Origin of the sequence: Bradyrhizobium sp. CCBAU 51753 (assembly GCF_015291565.1) — a bacterium.
GTDB classification, from domain to species: Bacteria; Pseudomonadota; Alphaproteobacteria; order Rhizobiales; family Xanthobacteraceae; genus Bradyrhizobium; species Bradyrhizobium ivorense.
The window spans coordinates 6,223,704-6,239,820 of sequence record NZ_CP030037.1 but is presented as its reverse complement, the minus strand read 5'-3'; the positions used below and the strand labels follow the sequence as shown (position 1 = coordinate 6,239,820).

11 protein-coding genes are annotated in these 16,117 nt (G+C 67.4%); 7 read left to right on the top strand and 4 right to left on the bottom strand.

What is annotated here, in order from left to right; translation table 11 throughout:
• Positions 1–92: 92 nt before the first annotated feature.
• Positions 93–1,301 (bottom strand): hypothetical protein, encoded by a 1,209-nt coding sequence (locus XH93_RS28670; RefSeq protein ID WP_194470049.1) that lies wholly within the window; start codon positions 1,299–1,301, stop codon positions 93–95.
• Positions 1,302–1,376: 75 nt separating this feature from the next.
• Here XH93_RS28670 and XH93_RS28665 point away from each other — a divergent pair, with 75 nt between their 5' ends.
• On the top strand, positions 1,377–2,579 hold the full coding sequence (locus XH93_RS28665) for an MFS transporter (protein WP_194470048.1): 1,203 nt from the start codon (positions 1,377–1,379) through the stop codon (positions 2,577–2,579).
• Between the two features lie 24 nt (positions 2,580–2,603).
• Here XH93_RS28665 and dgcA read toward each other — a convergent pair whose 3' ends face one another.
• Positions 2,604–3,605 carry an N-acetyl-D-Glu racemase DgcA gene (dgcA, locus tag XH93_RS28660; RefSeq protein WP_194470047.1) on the bottom strand — a complete coding sequence of 334 codons (1,002 nt, stop codon included), beginning with the start codon at positions 3,603–3,605 and terminating at the stop codon, positions 2,604–2,606.
• Between the two features lie 137 nt (positions 3,606–3,742).
• On the opposite strand from dgcA, the gene XH93_RS28655 reads away from it, so the two are divergent.
• The 3 genes from XH93_RS28655 to XH93_RS28645 all read left to right on the top strand — a co-directional run bounded on the left by XH93_RS28655 (position 3,743) and on the right by XH93_RS28645 (position 6,628).
• Positions 3,743–4,876: an ABC transporter permease gene (locus XH93_RS28655; RefSeq protein ID WP_139485180.1), complete on the top strand. Its 1,134-nt coding sequence runs from the start codon at positions 3,743–3,745 to the stop codon at positions 4,874–4,876.
• 2 nt (positions 4,877–4,878) lie between these two features.
• Entirely contained in the window at positions 4,879–5,649 is a 771-nt protein-coding gene (locus tag XH93_RS28650) for an ABC transporter ATP-binding protein (RefSeq protein WP_139863317.1), read from the top strand.
• Between the two features lie 109 nt (positions 5,650–5,758).
• A complete protein-coding gene (locus XH93_RS28645) occupies positions 5,759–6,628 on the top strand; it encodes an MlaD family protein (protein WP_139485182.1) in 870 nt (289 codons plus the stop codon).
• A 493-nt stretch (positions 6,629–7,121) separates the two neighbouring features.
• Here XH93_RS28645 and XH93_RS28640 read toward each other — a convergent pair whose 3' ends face one another.
• Entirely contained in the window at positions 7,122–13,220 is a 6,099-nt protein-coding gene (locus XH93_RS28640) for a negative regulator of septation ring formation (RefSeq protein ID WP_194470046.1), read from the bottom strand.
• A gap of 384 nt (positions 13,221–13,604) precedes the next feature.
• Between XH93_RS28640 and XH93_RS28635 the strand changes: the two genes are divergently transcribed.
• Together XH93_RS28635 and XH93_RS28630 are read left to right on the top strand one after the other, a co-directional pair.
• Positions 13,605–13,979 (top strand): Hpt domain-containing protein, encoded by a 375-nt coding sequence (locus tag XH93_RS28635; protein ID WP_194470045.1) that lies wholly within the window; start codon positions 13,605–13,607, stop codon positions 13,977–13,979.
• Between the two features lie 157 nt (positions 13,980–14,136).
• Positions 14,137–14,457 carry a 2Fe-2S iron-sulfur cluster-binding protein gene (locus XH93_RS28630; protein ID WP_139485185.1) on the top strand — a complete coding sequence of 107 codons (321 nt, stop codon included), beginning with the start codon at positions 14,137–14,139 and terminating at the stop codon, positions 14,455–14,457.
• Here XH93_RS28630 and XH93_RS28625 read toward each other — a convergent pair.
• Positions 14,454–14,915, bottom strand: coding sequence for a thioesterase family protein (locus XH93_RS28625; protein ID WP_194470044.1), 462 nt, complete (start codon positions 14,913–14,915; stop codon positions 14,454–14,456). The two genes, XH93_RS28630 and XH93_RS28625, sit on opposite strands and share 4 nt — an antisense overlap.
• A 164-nt stretch (positions 14,916–15,079) precedes the next feature.
• Between XH93_RS28625 and XH93_RS28620 the strand changes: the two genes are divergently transcribed.
• Entirely contained in the window at positions 15,080–16,108 is a 1,029-nt protein-coding gene (locus XH93_RS28620) for an NAD(P)/FAD-dependent oxidoreductase (RefSeq protein ID WP_139863321.1), read from the top strand.
• Positions 16,109–16,117: the final 9 nt, after the last annotated feature.

Genomic DNA, 16,117 nt, shown 5'->3' with positions numbered 1-16,117 from the left:
ACTCGTCATGCGCGGGCTCGACCCGCGCATCCATCATGAGAAAAGCGCTTCACGTTTGATGGATTGCCGGGTCAAGCCCGGCAATGACGAGCTCACGAGAAGAACGCGATCTTCTCGGTCTGGCTCATGCGGCGGATCGGCGCCAGCGGATCGTTGGCCGCAGGGCTCGGCCGCTTCACCAGGCCGTTCGCGATGATGGTCGAGCCGAGCGAGATTTCTGCGGGCTCGGGCGCAGCTTCGACGACGGCGTGCGGAGGCGGCGGAGGCACCGGCGCTTGCACGGTCCGCGCGGCGGCAACTGGCGGCGGCGCGACCACCGGCTCAGTGACCCGCACAGGCTCAGGCTCCGGCGCTGCCATCTCAGGTTCGGCCGCCATCGCCTCGGCCTCAGCGGCGCGCATCTCCTCGGCGATCAACTCTTCGTCGATCGGATCGGCGGCGCCCATTTCCGTGGCGATGATGTCGAGCACGGCCTCGTCATGCGCGTCCGCGGCGGCTTCGTCGGCGGCGCGGGCGAGCTCGGCCGCCTCGGCTTCGGCCAGCGCGGCCTCAGCCTGGGCCAATGCGGCTTCATTCGGCTGTTGCGTTGCGGGTACGGCGGCCTCCGCTTGCGGCGCTACGGCGACCGGCTCAGCGGGCGGCGGCTCGGCAACCGCTGCTGCTTCAGGCGCAGCGCTTTCGGCTACCGGAGTTGCCGCGGGCGCTTCCGCGACCGGAGCCTCGGCCACCGCCGGTTCGGCCGCGGCCGGCTTATCCGCATCGAACTCGCCGAGCCGGCGCGCCAGCGCCGCGAAGGCAGCGTCCAGCACGGCCTTGGCGTCGTCCATCGAAAGCTGTGCGGCGCCGGCCTCGATTGCGCTGGCCTGCGAATCGATGATGTCGCAGATCCGGCCGTCATTGCCGATCTCGCGCAGCCGCCAGGAGATTTCCCGGATCACCCGCACGCCCTTGCGCACCGGCGCAAGCGTCTGCTCGAGGCTGAGACCGTCGAGCGCCGCGATGGCGGAGGCCTGGGTCGCCTCGACCGCGCCGCGCAGCGCCGCCAGCACCTGTTCCAGCTGCTCGTCGCGAATCGCCTCGACCGTCGCCTGCCGCTGCGCGCTGAGGCTTTCCTCGATCCGCGCCACGGCGTCGAGCACCCTGCTGGTATCGGCATTGCGGTTGCGCTTGGCATACTCGCCGAGGAACCAGCGGCCGCGCGAGGTCTCCATGAAGGCCTCGCTGATCGCGGCATAGTCCTCCTCGCTCGGCAGGGCCGCGCGGGCGGAAATCGGCGACAGGGCGAATGCTTCTTCGGCCATCACAATCTCTCCGCGCAAATCACTGCGCGTTACGCTAACGATCACCACGATATCGCGCGAATCGCAATTGAATTGATGTCTTCCGAATCACAAATCCCCATTGCAGCGAAGGTTGCATCGCGGCGATTCGCGGCCCGGCTCGCCGCATTCTATGCCACGCTGTTCGGCATGACCGGGGTTCACCTGCCGTTTTTCACGGTGTGGCTGAAGGCGATCGGCATCGACGCCACCTGGATCGGCATCATCACGGCGGTGCCGCCGGTGACACGCTTCACCGTGCTGCCGCTGGTCACCGCCAGCGCCGAGCGGCGCCAGATGCTGCGCGGCGCGATCATCGCCACGAGCTTTGCCACCGCGTTCGGATTTTGCCTGATCGGCACCCAGCACCAGCCGCTGCTGGTGCTCGTGTTCTATGCGCTGACCTGCTGCGTCTGGACGCCGATGGTGCCGCTGACCGATGCCTATGCGCTGCGCGGCGTGCGGCAATACGGCCTCAACTACGGGCCGCTGCGGTTGTGGGGGTCGGCGGCATTTGCGGTCTGCGCGCTCACCAGCGGTTTCCTGCTCGGCTATGTCGCGGCCGTCCATCTGATCTGGATCATCACCTTCATGACCGTCGTCGGCGCGCTGGTCGCCCTGACGCTGCGGCCGCTGGAGCGTCCGCCGGCGGCCTCGGCCGCTGCAGCCGGCGCGCGAAAACTGCTGCGCGATCGCGGGTTTCTCGCCATCATCTTCGCGGCGGCGCTGATCCAGAGCAGCCACTCGGCCTACTACATCTTCGCATCGATCGCTTGGCAGCAGGCCGGATTCAGCGGGCTGACGATTGCGGGCCTGTGGGTGCTCGGCGTCATCGCCGAGATCGTGCTGTTCGCGCTGTCGCCGCGCTTCACGCTGCGGCCGCAGACGCTGGTGGTGATCGCGGCGGTCAGCGCTGCGGCGCGCTGGGCGATCACCGCGCAGGATCCGCCGCTGCCGATCCTCGCGATGGTTCAGCTCGCGCACGCGCTGTCGTTCGGGCTGACCCAGGTCGGCATCATGGGGCTGATGGTGCATCACGTGCCGAGCCACATCATGGCGCGCGGGCAGGGCTACCTGACGGCCTGCGGCGGCATCGTCGCCAGTACGACGTCTATACTCTGCGGCATGGTCTATGCGCGCTACGGGCTCGGGGCGTACTACATGATGGCGGCGATGGCAGGCACCGGCGGGCTCGTGATGTGGCTGTCGCGCAGGCGCTTCATAGCGTTTTCAAGCGAAGTGGGTACCGGTTCGCGTTAAGAAAACGCGTCAAGGAAAGAGGCATCACCCCCAGAGCGCGGCGTCGGGCGGATAGACCAGGCTGCCCTGGTAGCGCAGGCCGTGGTCGCGGTCGCGCGCCAGCAGCAGCGGGCCGTCGAGATCGACGAAGCGCGCGGCCGGCGCGATCAGCATGGCCGGCGCCATCGCCAGCGAGGTCGCGACCATGCAGCCGATCATGATCTCGAAGCCGAGCGCGCCGGCGGCGTCCGCCATGGCCAGCGCCTCGGTGAGGCCGCCGGTCTTGTCGAGCTTGATGTTGACCGCGTCATAGCGGCCGCGCAGCGCCGCGAGCGAGGCGCGGTCGTGCACGCTCTCGTCGGCGCAGACCATCACCGGTCGCTCGATCCGCGCCAGCGCCGCGTCGTTGCCCGCTGGCAGCGGCTGCTCGATCAGCGTGACGCCGGCCTCGGCGCAGGCGGCGAGGTTGGCCGCAAGATTGGCCTCGGTCCAGGCCTCATTGGCATCGACGATCAGCTCGGAGGCCGGCGCCGCCTTGCGCACCGCTTTGACGCGCGCGCCATCGCCGTCACCGCCGAGCTTGACCTTGAGCAACTGGCGGTGCGCGGCCTTGGCGGTGGCCTCCGCCATCGCCTCGGGCGTCCCGAGCGAAATCGTGTAGGCGGTGGTGCAGGGCGTCGGCGCCGGCCGTCCCAGCAGGTTCCAGATGCGCTCGCCGGCCAGCTTGGCTTCGAGGTCCGCCAGCGCGCAGTCGAGCGCGTTGCGGGCCGCACCGGCGGGCATGGCGGCCTGCAGCGCGATCCGGTCGATGCCGGCGGCCAGCGGTGCCTGCATGGCCTGGATCGCCGTCAGCGTCGCCTCCGGCGTCTCGCCATAGCGCGGATAGGGCACGCATTCGCCGCGGCCGGTCGCGCCGCCGCAGCTCGCCTCGGCCAGCACGACGACCGCCTCGGTCTTGGCGCCGCGGCTGATCGTGAATGAGCCCGCGATCGGCCAGCGCTCGATCCGCGCGCTCAGGGAAATACTCCGGGATGGGCTCGAAGTCATTTTAAAGTCTACTATTTCCTGAACCGTAGCTTGCGAGGCGCAACCAACTATGGCTGGTTAGTGCCAGATTCGACAAGCCGGTCCGGCGGCACCGGGTACCGGTTCGAACCCGCCAACCGGCTGAGGGGTAGGCAAAATTGAGCGGCGACCCGACACTGGAGCGGATAGCCCAAGGCGAAGGACTGGCATTGTGCGCGGCGGGCAACTGGACCGCCCGCTTTGCCCCCGCGCTTGAGCGGATCGTATCCGATGCGGAGAAGCTGCGCGGCAGCCGCCCGCATATCTTCATCGATGTCTCGCAGGTTGCAAGCCTCGATACGTTCGGTGCCTGGCTGATCGAGCGGCTGCGCCGCAGCCTCAGCGACGCCAGCGCGGAGGCCAAGATCGCCGGCCTCTCCGCCAACTATTCCAGCCTGGTGGACGAGGTCAGCCGCGTCGGCGCGGCGCCGAGGGCGGCCACCGAGGCGCTGTCGATCTCGGGCATGTTCGAGCAGATCGGCCGCACCGTGGTCGGGATCGGTGGCACCATCATCGGCCTGATCGACATGCTCGGCGCGGTGCTGGCCGCCGCCGCCAAGGTGCTGATCCGGCCGCGCAGCTTCCGCCTGACCTCGACGGTGCATCACCTCGAGCAGGTGTGCTGGCGCGCGGTGCCGATCGTGGTGCTGATCACCTTCCTGATCGGCTGCATCATCTCGCAGCAGGGCATCTTCCACTTCCGCAGGTTCGGCGCCGACATCTTCGTGGTCGACATGCTGGGCGTGCTGGTGCTGCGCGAGATCGGCGTGCTGCTGGTTGCGATCATGGTCGCGGGCCGCTCGGGCTCGGCCTACACCGCCGAGCTCGGCTCGATGAAGATGCGCGAGGAGATCGACGCGCTGCGCACCATGGGCTTCGACCCGATCGAGGTCCTGATCCTGCCGCGCATGCTCGCGCTGGTGCTGGCGCTGCCGATCCTCGCCTTCCTCGGCGCGATGGCCGCGCTCTATGGCGGCGGGCTGGTGGCCTGGCTCTACGGTGGCGTCGATCCGGAAGCCTTTCTGCTCCGCCTTCGTGACGCCATATCGATCGACCATTTCATCGTCGGCCTGGTCAAGGCGCCGGTGATGGCCGCGGTGATCGGCATCGTCGCCTGCGTCGAGGGGCTCGCGGTGCAGGGCTCGGCGGAGTCGCTCGGCCAGCACACCACCGCCTCGGTGGTGAAGGGAATCTTCTTCGTGATCGTGATGGACGGCGTGTTCGCGATCTTCTTCGCCTCGATCGGGATGTGATCATGGCCGAGCAGGAGGTCGACGCCATCATCCGGGTCCGCGACATCACCGTGCAATTCGGCAAGACGCGCGTGCTCGACGGCCTCAACCTCGACGTCAAGCGCGGCGAGATCCTGGGCTTCGTCGGCCCGTCCGGCGCCGGCAAGTCGGTGCTGACGCGCACCATCATCGGCCTGGTGCCGAAGGTCGCCGGCCGCATCGAGGTGTTCGGCGTCGACCTCGATGCCGCGAATTCCGCGCAGCGCCAGGCCGTGGAGCGGCGCTGGGGCATCTTGTTTCAGCAGGGCGCGCTGTTCTCCTCGCTGACGGTGCGGCAGAACATCCAGTTTCCGGTACGCGAATATCTGCGCGTCTCGCAGCGGCTGCTCGACGAGATCACGGTGGCCAAGCTCGCGATGGTCGGGCTGAAGCCGGAGGTCGCCGACCGCTATCCGTCGGAATTGTCCGGCGGCATGATCAAGCGCGTCGCGCTGGCGCGCGCGCTTGCGCTCGATCCGGAACTGGTGTTCCTCGACGAGCCGACCTCGGGCCTCGATCCGATCGGCGCCGGCGAGTTCGACGAGCTGGTGCGCACGCTGCAGCGTACTTTGGGGCTGACCGTTTTCATGGTAACCCACGACCTCGACAGTCTTTACACCGCGTGCGACCGTATAGCCGTTTTAGGGAACGGTAAGATCATTGCTGCAGGATCGATCGCCGACATGAAGGCATCGCAGCATCCGTGGCTGCAGCAATATTTCAACGGCAAGCGCGCCCGCGCCGTTGTGGCATAGCGCATGATCCCCCATCGCGGAGGCCGGTTTTCGGACCAGATCATGTGCCAACAGGGAGTTCGACGGGCTTTCGCGCGGCTGAGCCGCGCGAGAGCCTGAGAAGCAATCGATGGAAACGCGGGCGAACTACGTCCTGATCGGGGCCTTCACGCTGGCGGTGATCGCGGCCGCGTTCGGCTTTGTGCTCTGGTTCCAGAGCCTGCACACCACCAAGCTGCGCAGCCCGTTGCGGGTGATCTTCGAGGGCCCGGCATCCGGCCTGCGCAACGGCGGCAATGTCAATTTTAACGGTATCCGGATAGGGGAAGTCATCTCGGTCAAGCTCGACAACCCGCGGCGCGTCGTCGCGCTGGCGATGATCGAGAACAATGCGCCGATCCGCAAGGACACCGTGGTCGGTCTCGAATTCCAGGGCCTCACCGGCGTCGCCGCGATCTCGCTGAAGGGCGGCGAGGAGGCGGCCCCGCCGGTGCCGCTCGACGAGGACGGCATCCCGGTGCTGACCGCCGACCCGAACGCGCTGCAGGACGTCACCGAGGCGATCCGCGCCACCCTGCAGAACGTCAACCGCATCGTCGCCGACAACCAGCAGTCGGTGAAGAATTCGCTGAAGAACCTCGAGACCTTCACCCAGGCCCTGGCGCGCAATTCCGAGAAGATCGACAACGTCATGCTCAAGGTCGACGGCGTGATGGGCAAGGCCGACAGCCTGATGCTCGGGCTCAACGCGATCGCCGGCGGCAACAATGGCGGCGAGCTCAATCTGATGGTGAAGTCGATCCGCGAGCTGGCCGAGGATCTCGACAAGCGCTCCACCGCGCTGATCACCGACGGCCGCAGGACGCTGTCGGACATCAGCCGCGCCGTGAACAATTTTGATCGCAACCCGAGCCGCGTGATCTTTGGCGGCAGCAACAATGCGGCACCGGAGCCCGCGCCGGCGCCGGCCCCTGCGCCCGGGCCGCGACGGCGGCAGTGAGCTGATGCTGCGAATGGCGAGTGGCGAATAGCGAATAGGGTTCGCTCTCGCCAAAGCCGTCATTGCGAGCGCAGCGAAGCAATCCATCTCTCCACTCGCTGAAGCATGGATTGCTTCGTCGCTTTCGCTCCTCGCAATGACGGTGGCTAAAGCCGAGACACAAACCCCCGCCGCGCGATCCGGACGCACACAATCCAAACAAGAACGGAGGCCGTTCGGCCTGTGTTTTCCATTTCGCTATTCGAATAGCGAGTAGCCTTTCCTCTGCTGCCAGCCCCGTCATTGCGAGGCGCGAAGCGACGAAGCAATCCATCGTTCCGCGTGCGCTGACAGATGGATTGCTTCGCTCCGCTCGCAATGACGGTGTGGTCACGCCGTCGCGCGATTGCCGATACAGAGCCCGCGGCTCCGTTCGCGTTAGCCCGAAACAAAACGGAGGCCGTTCGGCCTCCGTTTCCATTCGCTATTCGCTACTCGCTATTCGCCGATCCGCTTACCCCAGCCGTCCCGCCGCGTGGGCGAGCAGGGTGTAGACCAGACCCGTCTCCGAAATCAGGTGGCTGCGCAGCTCCTGCTGGCCGCGGCCGTCGCGGGCGACCTCGTCGAGCACGCGCTCGAACTCGGCGATGTAGCGGTCGACCGTCTGCTTGAAGCCGCGGTCGGCGCGGTACTTGCGTGCCACCTCGTCGAACGCCTTCTGGCCGGCCGGCGTGTACAGGCGCTTCGAGAACGCCTTGTTCTCGCCGCGCTGGTAGCGGTCCCACATCTCGGCGGCGAGGCTGCGGTCCATCAGCCGGCCGATGTCGAGCGACAGCGACTCCAGCGGATTGGAAGCGGCCTGCTGCTGCGGACGCGGGCGCGGGGCCTCGCGGCTCGGCGGGGCCGGCGGCGGCGCGTCGCTGCGATTGAGCAGGTCGGACAGCCAGCCGTCACGGCCGTTGTCGGAGCTCGCCGGGCTGACCGGCGGCGCCTCGGTGCGGCGCGAGCTCGCCATGCCGAGATCCGGCGGCGGCAGCGTCGAGGCGCTGTTGCCATTATCGCGGATGCCATTGTCGCGCATGCCGTTGTCGCGCATCCGCACGTCGCCGCCGCGGCCGCCGACGGCGGCCATCACGGCCTCCTCCTGGCGGACGCTGGAGCGGCCGGCGCTGACCACGTCGAGCCCGCGGCCGTGATGCGCGACGATGCGGTTCAGCTCGGCCAGCGCCTCGATCTGGTCGACGATCACCTTGCGCATCTGCGCGGTGTTCTCGGCGGCCTCCTGCGGCATTTCGAGCACGCCGCGGCGCAGCTCGTTGCGGGTGGCCTCGAGCTCGCTGTGCATCTCGCTCGCCATCTGCTTCATCGCCGTGACCATCGCGGAGAACTTCTCCGTCGATTCCTTGAACATCGCATCGGTCTCGGCGTTGCTCTGCTGATACAGCTCGTTCATGGCGTCGACAGTCTGCTGCCGCTCGTTCTCGGCGGCGAGCCGCACTGCCTCGAACTGCCGGCTGATCGCCGCCGACCCGGCGCCCGCGGTCTCCGCCACCACGCGGGCGATGTCGCGGGCGCGCTCCTCGGCCGCGGCCAGCGATTCATCGAGCAGCCCGGTGAAGCGCGACAGCCGCTGGTCGAGATCGGTGGTGCGCAGGTCGATGGTGGTGACCAGCGATTCCAGCGCCGCCTTGCGTTCGCCGACCGAGGCCGTGGTCGACCGGTTGGCCTGCTCGACCACGGCAGCCGCCTCGATCAGCGCCTTGCCATGGGTCTCGAACTGGCTCGACAGCTCGCCGAGGTCCTCCAGCGCCTTGCCGGTCTTGCTGTTGAACACCGTGAGCTGGTCTTCCAGCGTCTGGGTCGCGACGCCGTTGCGCGAGGTGACGTCGTTCATCGCGGACACGAAGTCGGCCACGCGGGTCACCAGCGCGCGCTCCAGCGAATTGAGGTTGTCGTGGGCGCCGGTCAGCACCTCCTGCAGCAGGATGTTGCCTTCGCGCAGCCGCTCGAACAGCGCCACCGTGTCGGTACGCAGGATCTTGCTGGTCTCCTGCATCTCGGTGACCGCCGAGATCGAGACCTGGCGGGACTGATCGATCGCCGCACGCGAAGCCTGCTCGAGGTCCTTGAGCGACTTCGCCACCGCGCCGGTCGCCTGGTCGCCGGCCGAGGTGATGTTGCGCGCGACGTCGCTGCCGTGCGCCGCCATCGACTGCGAGAAGGCGAGGCCGCGGGTTTCGATCGCCTTCAGCGCATCCGCGGTGGCGCGATCGATGTCGGTCGCAAGCTGCGTGGTCTTGACGGTCAGCGCCTCGACCAGGGTGCCGCGGCGGCCGTCGACCAGCTGCGACAGGCGCTCGGCCTGCTGCTGCACATAGGTGACGATCTCGTCGGTCTTGCCGGTCATCGCCGAGCCGAACGCGCTGGAGGCCGACAGCACCGAGCGTTCGATGTCGGCCGAGGTCGTCTTGACCTTGGTCGAGACCTCGTTGGACATCGTGATCAGCGCCGCCTGCGCGGTCTGCGCCGAGGTCTGGATATTGTCGGTGGTCTTGGCCGTGACCGCGCCGAGCGCGCGCTCGACGTCGGCCGAGAGCGAGCGGATCTGGCTCGCGGCGTCGGCCGAGGTCGCGGCGAACGAGGTTTGCGCCTCGCGGGCGCTGCTGAGGATGGCCTGCGCGGTCTCCGCACCGGCCGCGATCAGCGTGCGCTCGATATCGGCGGACAGCACGCGGATCTGGCCTGCCGCGTCGGTCGAGGTCGCCGCGAACGACGTCTGGGCCTCGCGGGCGCTGCTGAGGATCGATTGCGCGGTCTCGGCGCCGACCGAGGTCAGCGAGCGTTCGATGTCGGCGGAGAGCATCCGGATTTCTTCGGCGGCCTCGGTGGCAGTTGACACGAACGAGGTCTGGGCCTCGCGTGCGCTGCCGAGGATGGACTGCGCGGTCTCGGCGCCGGCGGAGGTCAGCGAGCGCTGGATCTCGGCGGATAGCTCGCGGATCTGGCCGACGGCCTCGGTCGAGGTGGCCACGAACGAGGTCTGGGCCTCGCGCGCGCTGCCGAGGATTGACTGCGCCGTGTTGGTGCTGACCGCGGTCAGGGCGCGCTCGACGTCGACCGCCAGCGACTTGACGTGGTTGGCGGCGTCGGTCGACGCGGTGATCAGGGTGTTCTGCGCCTCGCGGGCGCCGGCCGTCAGCACCTCGGCGGTGCCGTTGCCGGCCATCGACAGCGCGCGCTGGATGTCGGCGGCGAGCGCCGACACCTTGGTCGCGGCCTCGGTGGAGGCGTTGACCAGCGTGGTCTGGGCCTCGCGCGCGCCCGAGGTGATCGATTCCGCGGTGGCGGCGCCGGCCATCGACAGCGAGCGCTCCATGTCGGCCGCCAGCGTGCGCACCAGGTTGGTGGCCTCGGTCGAGGCGCCGGCCAGCGTGCTCTGGGCCTCGCGAGCCGAGGCGACGATGGATTCCGCGGTGGCGTTGCCCGCCGTCGACAGCGAGTGCTGCATGTCGGCGGACAGCGTGCGCACCAGGTTGGCGGCCTCGGTGGAGGCGGCGGCCAGCGTGCTGTGCGCCTCGCGGGCCGAGGCGACGACGGCTTCCGCGGTGGCCGAGCCCGCGACCGAGAGCGAGCGCTCGATGTCGCCGGCAAGCGACTTGACCTGGCCGGTGACGTCGGTCGAGGTCGAGATCAGCGTGGTCTGGGCCTCGCGGGCGCCGGTCATGATGGCTTCGGCGGCGGCGGTGCCCGACATCGACAGCGACTGCTCGACGTCGGCGGCCAGCGACTTGACCTGGCTCGCGGCATCGGCGGAGGCCGAGACCAGCGTGGTCTGCGCCTCGCGGGCGCCCGACAGCACGGAGGCTGCGGTGGCGGTGCCGGCCGCCTGCAGCGTGCGCTCGACGTCCTCCGACAGCGACTTGATCTGGGAGACGACGTCGCCGGAAGCGGCGACCAGCGAGGCCTGCGCGTCGCGGGCGCTGGAGAGGATCGAATTGGCGGCGCTGCCGCCGACCGCGGTCAGCACGCCTTCGACTTCGGCCGAGGTCAGCTTGAGCTGGGCGCCGACATCCGTGGATACGGCGAGCAGCGCCTGCTGCGCGGTGCGCGCGCCGGTCTGGATGGTCTCGCTGGTGTTGACCACGAGGTTGGTCAGCGAGCGCTCGGCGTCCTCGACATGGGACTTGATGCTCGACGACAGCAGTTCGGCGCGCGACATCAGGTCCTCGCTGGCCTGGCGGCCCGAGCTCTCGATGCGGCCGGCGACGGCCTCGACGCGCGAGCCGAGCAGGTCCTCGAACTGCGCGACGCGGGTGTCGATGTCGCTTGCGATCACGCCGACGCGGCTCTCGATGCCCTGCTGGACGTCGGCGAAGCGCGCCGCGATCGCATCGGTCAGGTTCGCGCTGTGGCCGTTGATGGTGTCGGCGAGGCGGATGCTGTGGCCGTCGATGGTCTTGGTGACGTTGTTGATGCGGTGGTCGACCGCGGCGATCGCCTGCACGGTGCCCTCGGTCAGGGTCGTGGTCAGCAGGCCGAGCCGCGAGTCGATCGACTGGATCGCCTGGGCGGCGCCCTCGGTCAGCGAGCTCGCGAGCGTGCCGAGACGGCCGTCGATGGTTTCGGTGACCGACTTGGCGCGGTTCTCGAACGTGACCTCGAGCGTCTTCAGGCGGCCGTCAAGCGAAGAGTCGAGCGTCGACAGATGGCCGCTGAGCGAGGAGTCGAGCGTGCCGATCTTGTCGGCAAGTGTGCTATCCAGCGAGCCGATCTTGGTGGCGAGCGCGCTGTCCAGCGAACCGATCTTGGTGGCGAGCGAGGAGTCGAAGGTCGACAGCTTGTCGTTCAGCGAGGCATCGAGATGGGTGACGCGGCTGCCGAGCGTGGTCTCGAACTGCAGCAGGCGCTGGTCGAGCGAGGCGGTGATCTGGCCGCTGTTCGAGGTCACGCGGTGATCGAAGGTGTCGACATAGGTCTTCAGGCTTTCGGCGATGTCCTGGGTGCGCTGGCCCATGCGCTCGACGATGTCGCCGCCGAAGGTCTTCACGGTGCGATCGAATTCCGAGATGTGGCGGGTGATCAGCGCGCCGAGCGTGCCGGAGTCGCGGGCGAACCTTTCCGCGAGCTCGCTGCCGTGGTTCTTCACCAGGTCGTCGAACGCGCTCATCTGCAGCGACAGCGAGTCGTGCGCGGTCTCGGTCTGGCCCACCACCTTGGCGACCAGCGAATTGACGGTGACGTCGAGCGCTTCGCTCGCCTTGTCGCCCGAGGTCATGATCTGGCCGGCGAGGCGGTTGCCGGCATCGTCGATCTTGCCGATCAGGTCGTTGCTGCGCAGCTCGAGCTCCAGCAGCAGCGAGTCGCCGGAGTTCTTCAGCGAGTCGTGGACCTGCTCGGTGCGGTCGGTGATGCCGTCGACGATCGCCGAGGAGCGCTGCTCGAACTCGCCGGCGATGCGGTCGATGCGCTCGTTCAGCATCTCGTGGACGCGGTCGGCCAGATCGACGAACTCGTCATGGACGTGGCCGGTCTTGAAGTTGAGGCTGGTGGTCAGCCGCTCGGAGGCGTCGAGCACGGCGCGCGTGGTCTCGGCGCTGGCTTCCTCGAGGCGGTCGAGCAGGTCGCCGCCGCGCTCGCCGAGCGCCAGGATCATGTTGTCGCCGGCATGGCTCAGCGCGGTCGTGATGTGCTGGCCGCGCTCTTCCAGCGCGCCGGTGATGCTCTTGGCGACCTCGTCGACGCGCGAGGCGATCGCATCCGAGATCAGCGCAATGTCGTGGCGCAGGTCGATCTGCACGCCGGAGATCGCGCTGCGCACCTGCTCGGCCTGGCCGACCAGATTGTCGCGCTGATGGGCGATGTCCTGCAGCAGCGCGCGGATCCGCACTTCGTTGTCGGAATAGGCGCGCTCCAGCGCGGCGACCTCGTTGGCAACCAGGGTCTCGAGCTCGCCGGCGCGCGCGATCGCGCGCTCGACGCCGTCGCCCATCGCGGCGACTTCGCGGCGGATCGCCTGGCCGACCGTCACCATCGATTCGGCGGCGGCGTTCTCCGGCTCCGAGAAACGCATCGCGACCTGCGCCATCGATTGCGCGATCAACTGCATATCCTGGCCATGCGCGGCGAGACGCGACAGGAAAAAGAACAATAGCACCGGCGCGACGAACAGCGCGGCAAGTCCGGCAAGCACGAGCACACCGGTGCCCTGCGCCATCGCGGACTGCAGCGACGGCCAGAACGCAACCGTGAGGATGGCGCAGCCGAGCAGCCAGACGCCCGAGCAGACCGCGAACAGCGTGAAGGAATTGCGGGCAGGGCGGCCGCGCTGCAGGGCCTGCAACAGCTGACCGATGGTTTCGCGATCGTCATTGGCGGCGCGGCGCGGGCTGCGCGGCTCCTCGATCGGCTCGAAGACCGCACGGTCGGCGTTGGCACGGGCTTCGAACTGCGTGGCGGAGAAATCCGGAGATTCCGGCGGAAGGTTCGGCGACGCTGCGCTCTCATTGGCCGCGTTGCGGCTCTCGGCGCTCTGTTCGCTGATGTTGAGGGCCTCCTGAATGGCAGAAAGCGCGACTTCGGTGGGATCTTTGACCTTCTTTGGTGTGTTCGCCATGTTCAGTCCGAGCCCTCTCACTATTTTACGCGTCGGCGAGCATGCGATCGTCCCCCCGCAAGCTCGAAGCCGGTGCCCATAAGCGGAGCGCAAGCGGCCCCCCTCGGCGGCTTGTCCGCTACATCCGCAAACATCCTATTGGCTGAGCGATGCGAATGAAATGCTTGCGATTAATACTTTCTTAATCATCGTTAACAGCTTTGCGCCATAAGGCCTTATGGGTACTCGAAATTCCCGCCATAAGCCGCCGATTGTGTCCGGATATTGTCCAAAATCGGGCAGATTTGCAGATGATCCCGACAACAATCCGTTAACCAGTTTCGTGATTGGCTGGCCTCAACAATCCGCTCCGGCACGTCGCCCGGCGCGCGACGGGGACAGCTCATGCCGCTTCATGCCGAACGGGTTGAATGGACGCAATCGCCGCCCTTGGCGCCGGGCGACGGTCCGATCGATATCGACCATCTCAAGCGCATGACGCTCGGCGACCCCGCCCTGGAACGCGAGGTCCTGACCATGTTCTCGGCCCAGTCGGCCCGGATCCTCGGCGAGCTCGCGGCGTTGCCGGCCGAGGCGGCCAGCCATGCCCACACCCTGAAGGGGTCGGCGCGCGCGATCGGGGCTTTTGCCGTGGCCGATGCCGCGGCAAAGCTGGAAACCGCGCTGTCCGGCGGTTCCGACCCCGCCCAGCCGCTCGCCGCGCTAGGCGCCGCCATTGCGGAAGCCCGCACCGCGATCGAACTGATTCTGCGCCGCTAGCGACCTTTCAGCGGCCCCCACGGACGGTCTCCCGACCTGTCCGAACCGGCCGGCAGGTTTTCGGTCTCGGGCGCTAGCGCTGTGCTGGTCGACCCGTTATAGGACTGCCGGGACCTTTCCATCCATCGTCCGGCTTATTCCGGCACCACGAGCAATCATGGCCAAAATCCACTTTATCGACCATTCCGGCGAGAAGCGCACTGTTGAGATCGAGAACGGCGCGACCGTCATGGAAGGGGCGATCCGCAACGCCATTCCCGGCATTGAGGCCGAATGCGGCGGCGCCTGCGCATGTGCGACCTGCCACGTCTATGTCGATGAAGCCTGGCGCGAGAAGGTCGGCGCGCCCTCGCCGATGGAAGAGGACATGCTCGACTTCGGCTTCGACGTGCGGCCGAACTCGCGGCTGTCCTGCCAGATCAAGGTCACCGACGAACTCGACGGTCTCACCGTGTCGACGCCGGAGCGTCAGGCCTAATCCCCGTCAGGGTTGACGCCGCGGCGAACCCAGCGCCGAAAATTCTCCTTGACCTCGGCCGGCAGCGGCGTCGGCTTGCGGGTGGCTTCGTCGATCATGACGGTGACCGCCTTCGCCGACGCCACGCATCTGCCTTCAGAGAACACCACCTGATCGAAGGTGGTCGACGTCCTCCCGAATTTCACGAGGCCGAGCCCGAGCTCGATCTGGCCCGGCCAGTGCAACTCGGCGCGGAAATGGATGTCGAGCCGCACCATGATCCAGCCCAATCCCGGCGGCAGCAGCCCGTTGCTGCGGTCCTTCACCAGCGTGACGCGGCCGGTCTCGAAATAGCTGGTATAGACCGCGTTGTTGACGTGCCCGTTGGGATCGAGATCGGCAAACCGCACATTGTCCGAAAGGCGATAGGGGAAGTCTTCCAGGCGCAGCGTGTCGTCGGCACGGACAGGGGCGTTCACGAGGGGGATCTCCGTCGGTTTCCCGCCCATACAGCCGACTTGTTCAGCCTCGGCAAGGGGTTGCCGCGCCAGCCTCTGTCCCTATTATGCATGCCAATCCGGCACCCCCTCCGGCTGGACAGGCGAGGAGCCGTCCGGCCGATTTCAACTGAAAAGAAGCGGATATGAGCGAAGCGATCAAAACCGATGTGCTGATTATTGGCGCGGGCCCCTGCGGACTGTTCGCCGTGTTCGAACTGGGCCTGCTCGACATGAAGACGCATCTGGTCGACATCCTCGACAAGATCGGCGGCCAGTGTGCCGAGCTCTATCCGGAGAAGCCGATCTACGACATCCCCGGCATTCCCTTCGTCACCGGCCAGGGCCTCACCGATCAGCTGCTGGAACAGGTCAAGCCGTTCAACCCGACGTTCCATCTCAACGAGATGGTAGAGACGATCGAGAAGATCGGCGATCCCTTGTTCCGGGTGAAGACCGATGCCGGCAAGGAGTTCGAGTGCAAGGTCGTGGTGATCTCCGCCGGCGGCGGCTCGTTCCAGCCGAAGCGGCCGCCGGTGCCGGGCATCGAGGCCTATGAGGGCTCTTCGGTGTTCTACGCCGTGCGCAAGATGGAGCAGTTCCGCGACAAGAGCATCCTGATCGTCGGCGGCGGCGACTCCGCGCTGGACTGGACGCTCAACCTGCATCCGATCGCCAAGCGCATCACGCTGCTGCACCGGCGCGACGATTTCCGCGCGGCGCCGCACAGCGTCGAGCAGATGCGCGCGCTGGTCGCCGACGGCAAGATGGATCTGCGGATCGGTCAGGTCACCGCGCTCGAAGGCGCGGGCGGCAAGCTCGCCGGGGCCCACGTCAAGGGCAACGACAATGCGATGAGCAAGGTCGATTGCGACACCATGCTGCCGTTCTTCGGGCTCACCATGAAGCTCGGCCCGGTCGCGAACTGGGGCGTTGCGCTGGAGAACAATCTGGTGCCGGTCGACACCGCAGCATTCGAGACCAACGTGCCGGGCATCTTCGCCATCGGCGACATCAACACCTATCCGGGCAAGCTGAAGCTGATCCTCTCCGGCTTCCATGAGGGCGCATTGATGGCGCAGAAGGCGCACCGCTACGTCTATCCGGACAAGCGGCTGGTGTTCCAGTACACGACTTCGTCATCGAGCTTGCAGAAGAAGCTGGGAGTGAACTGAATCGAGCGG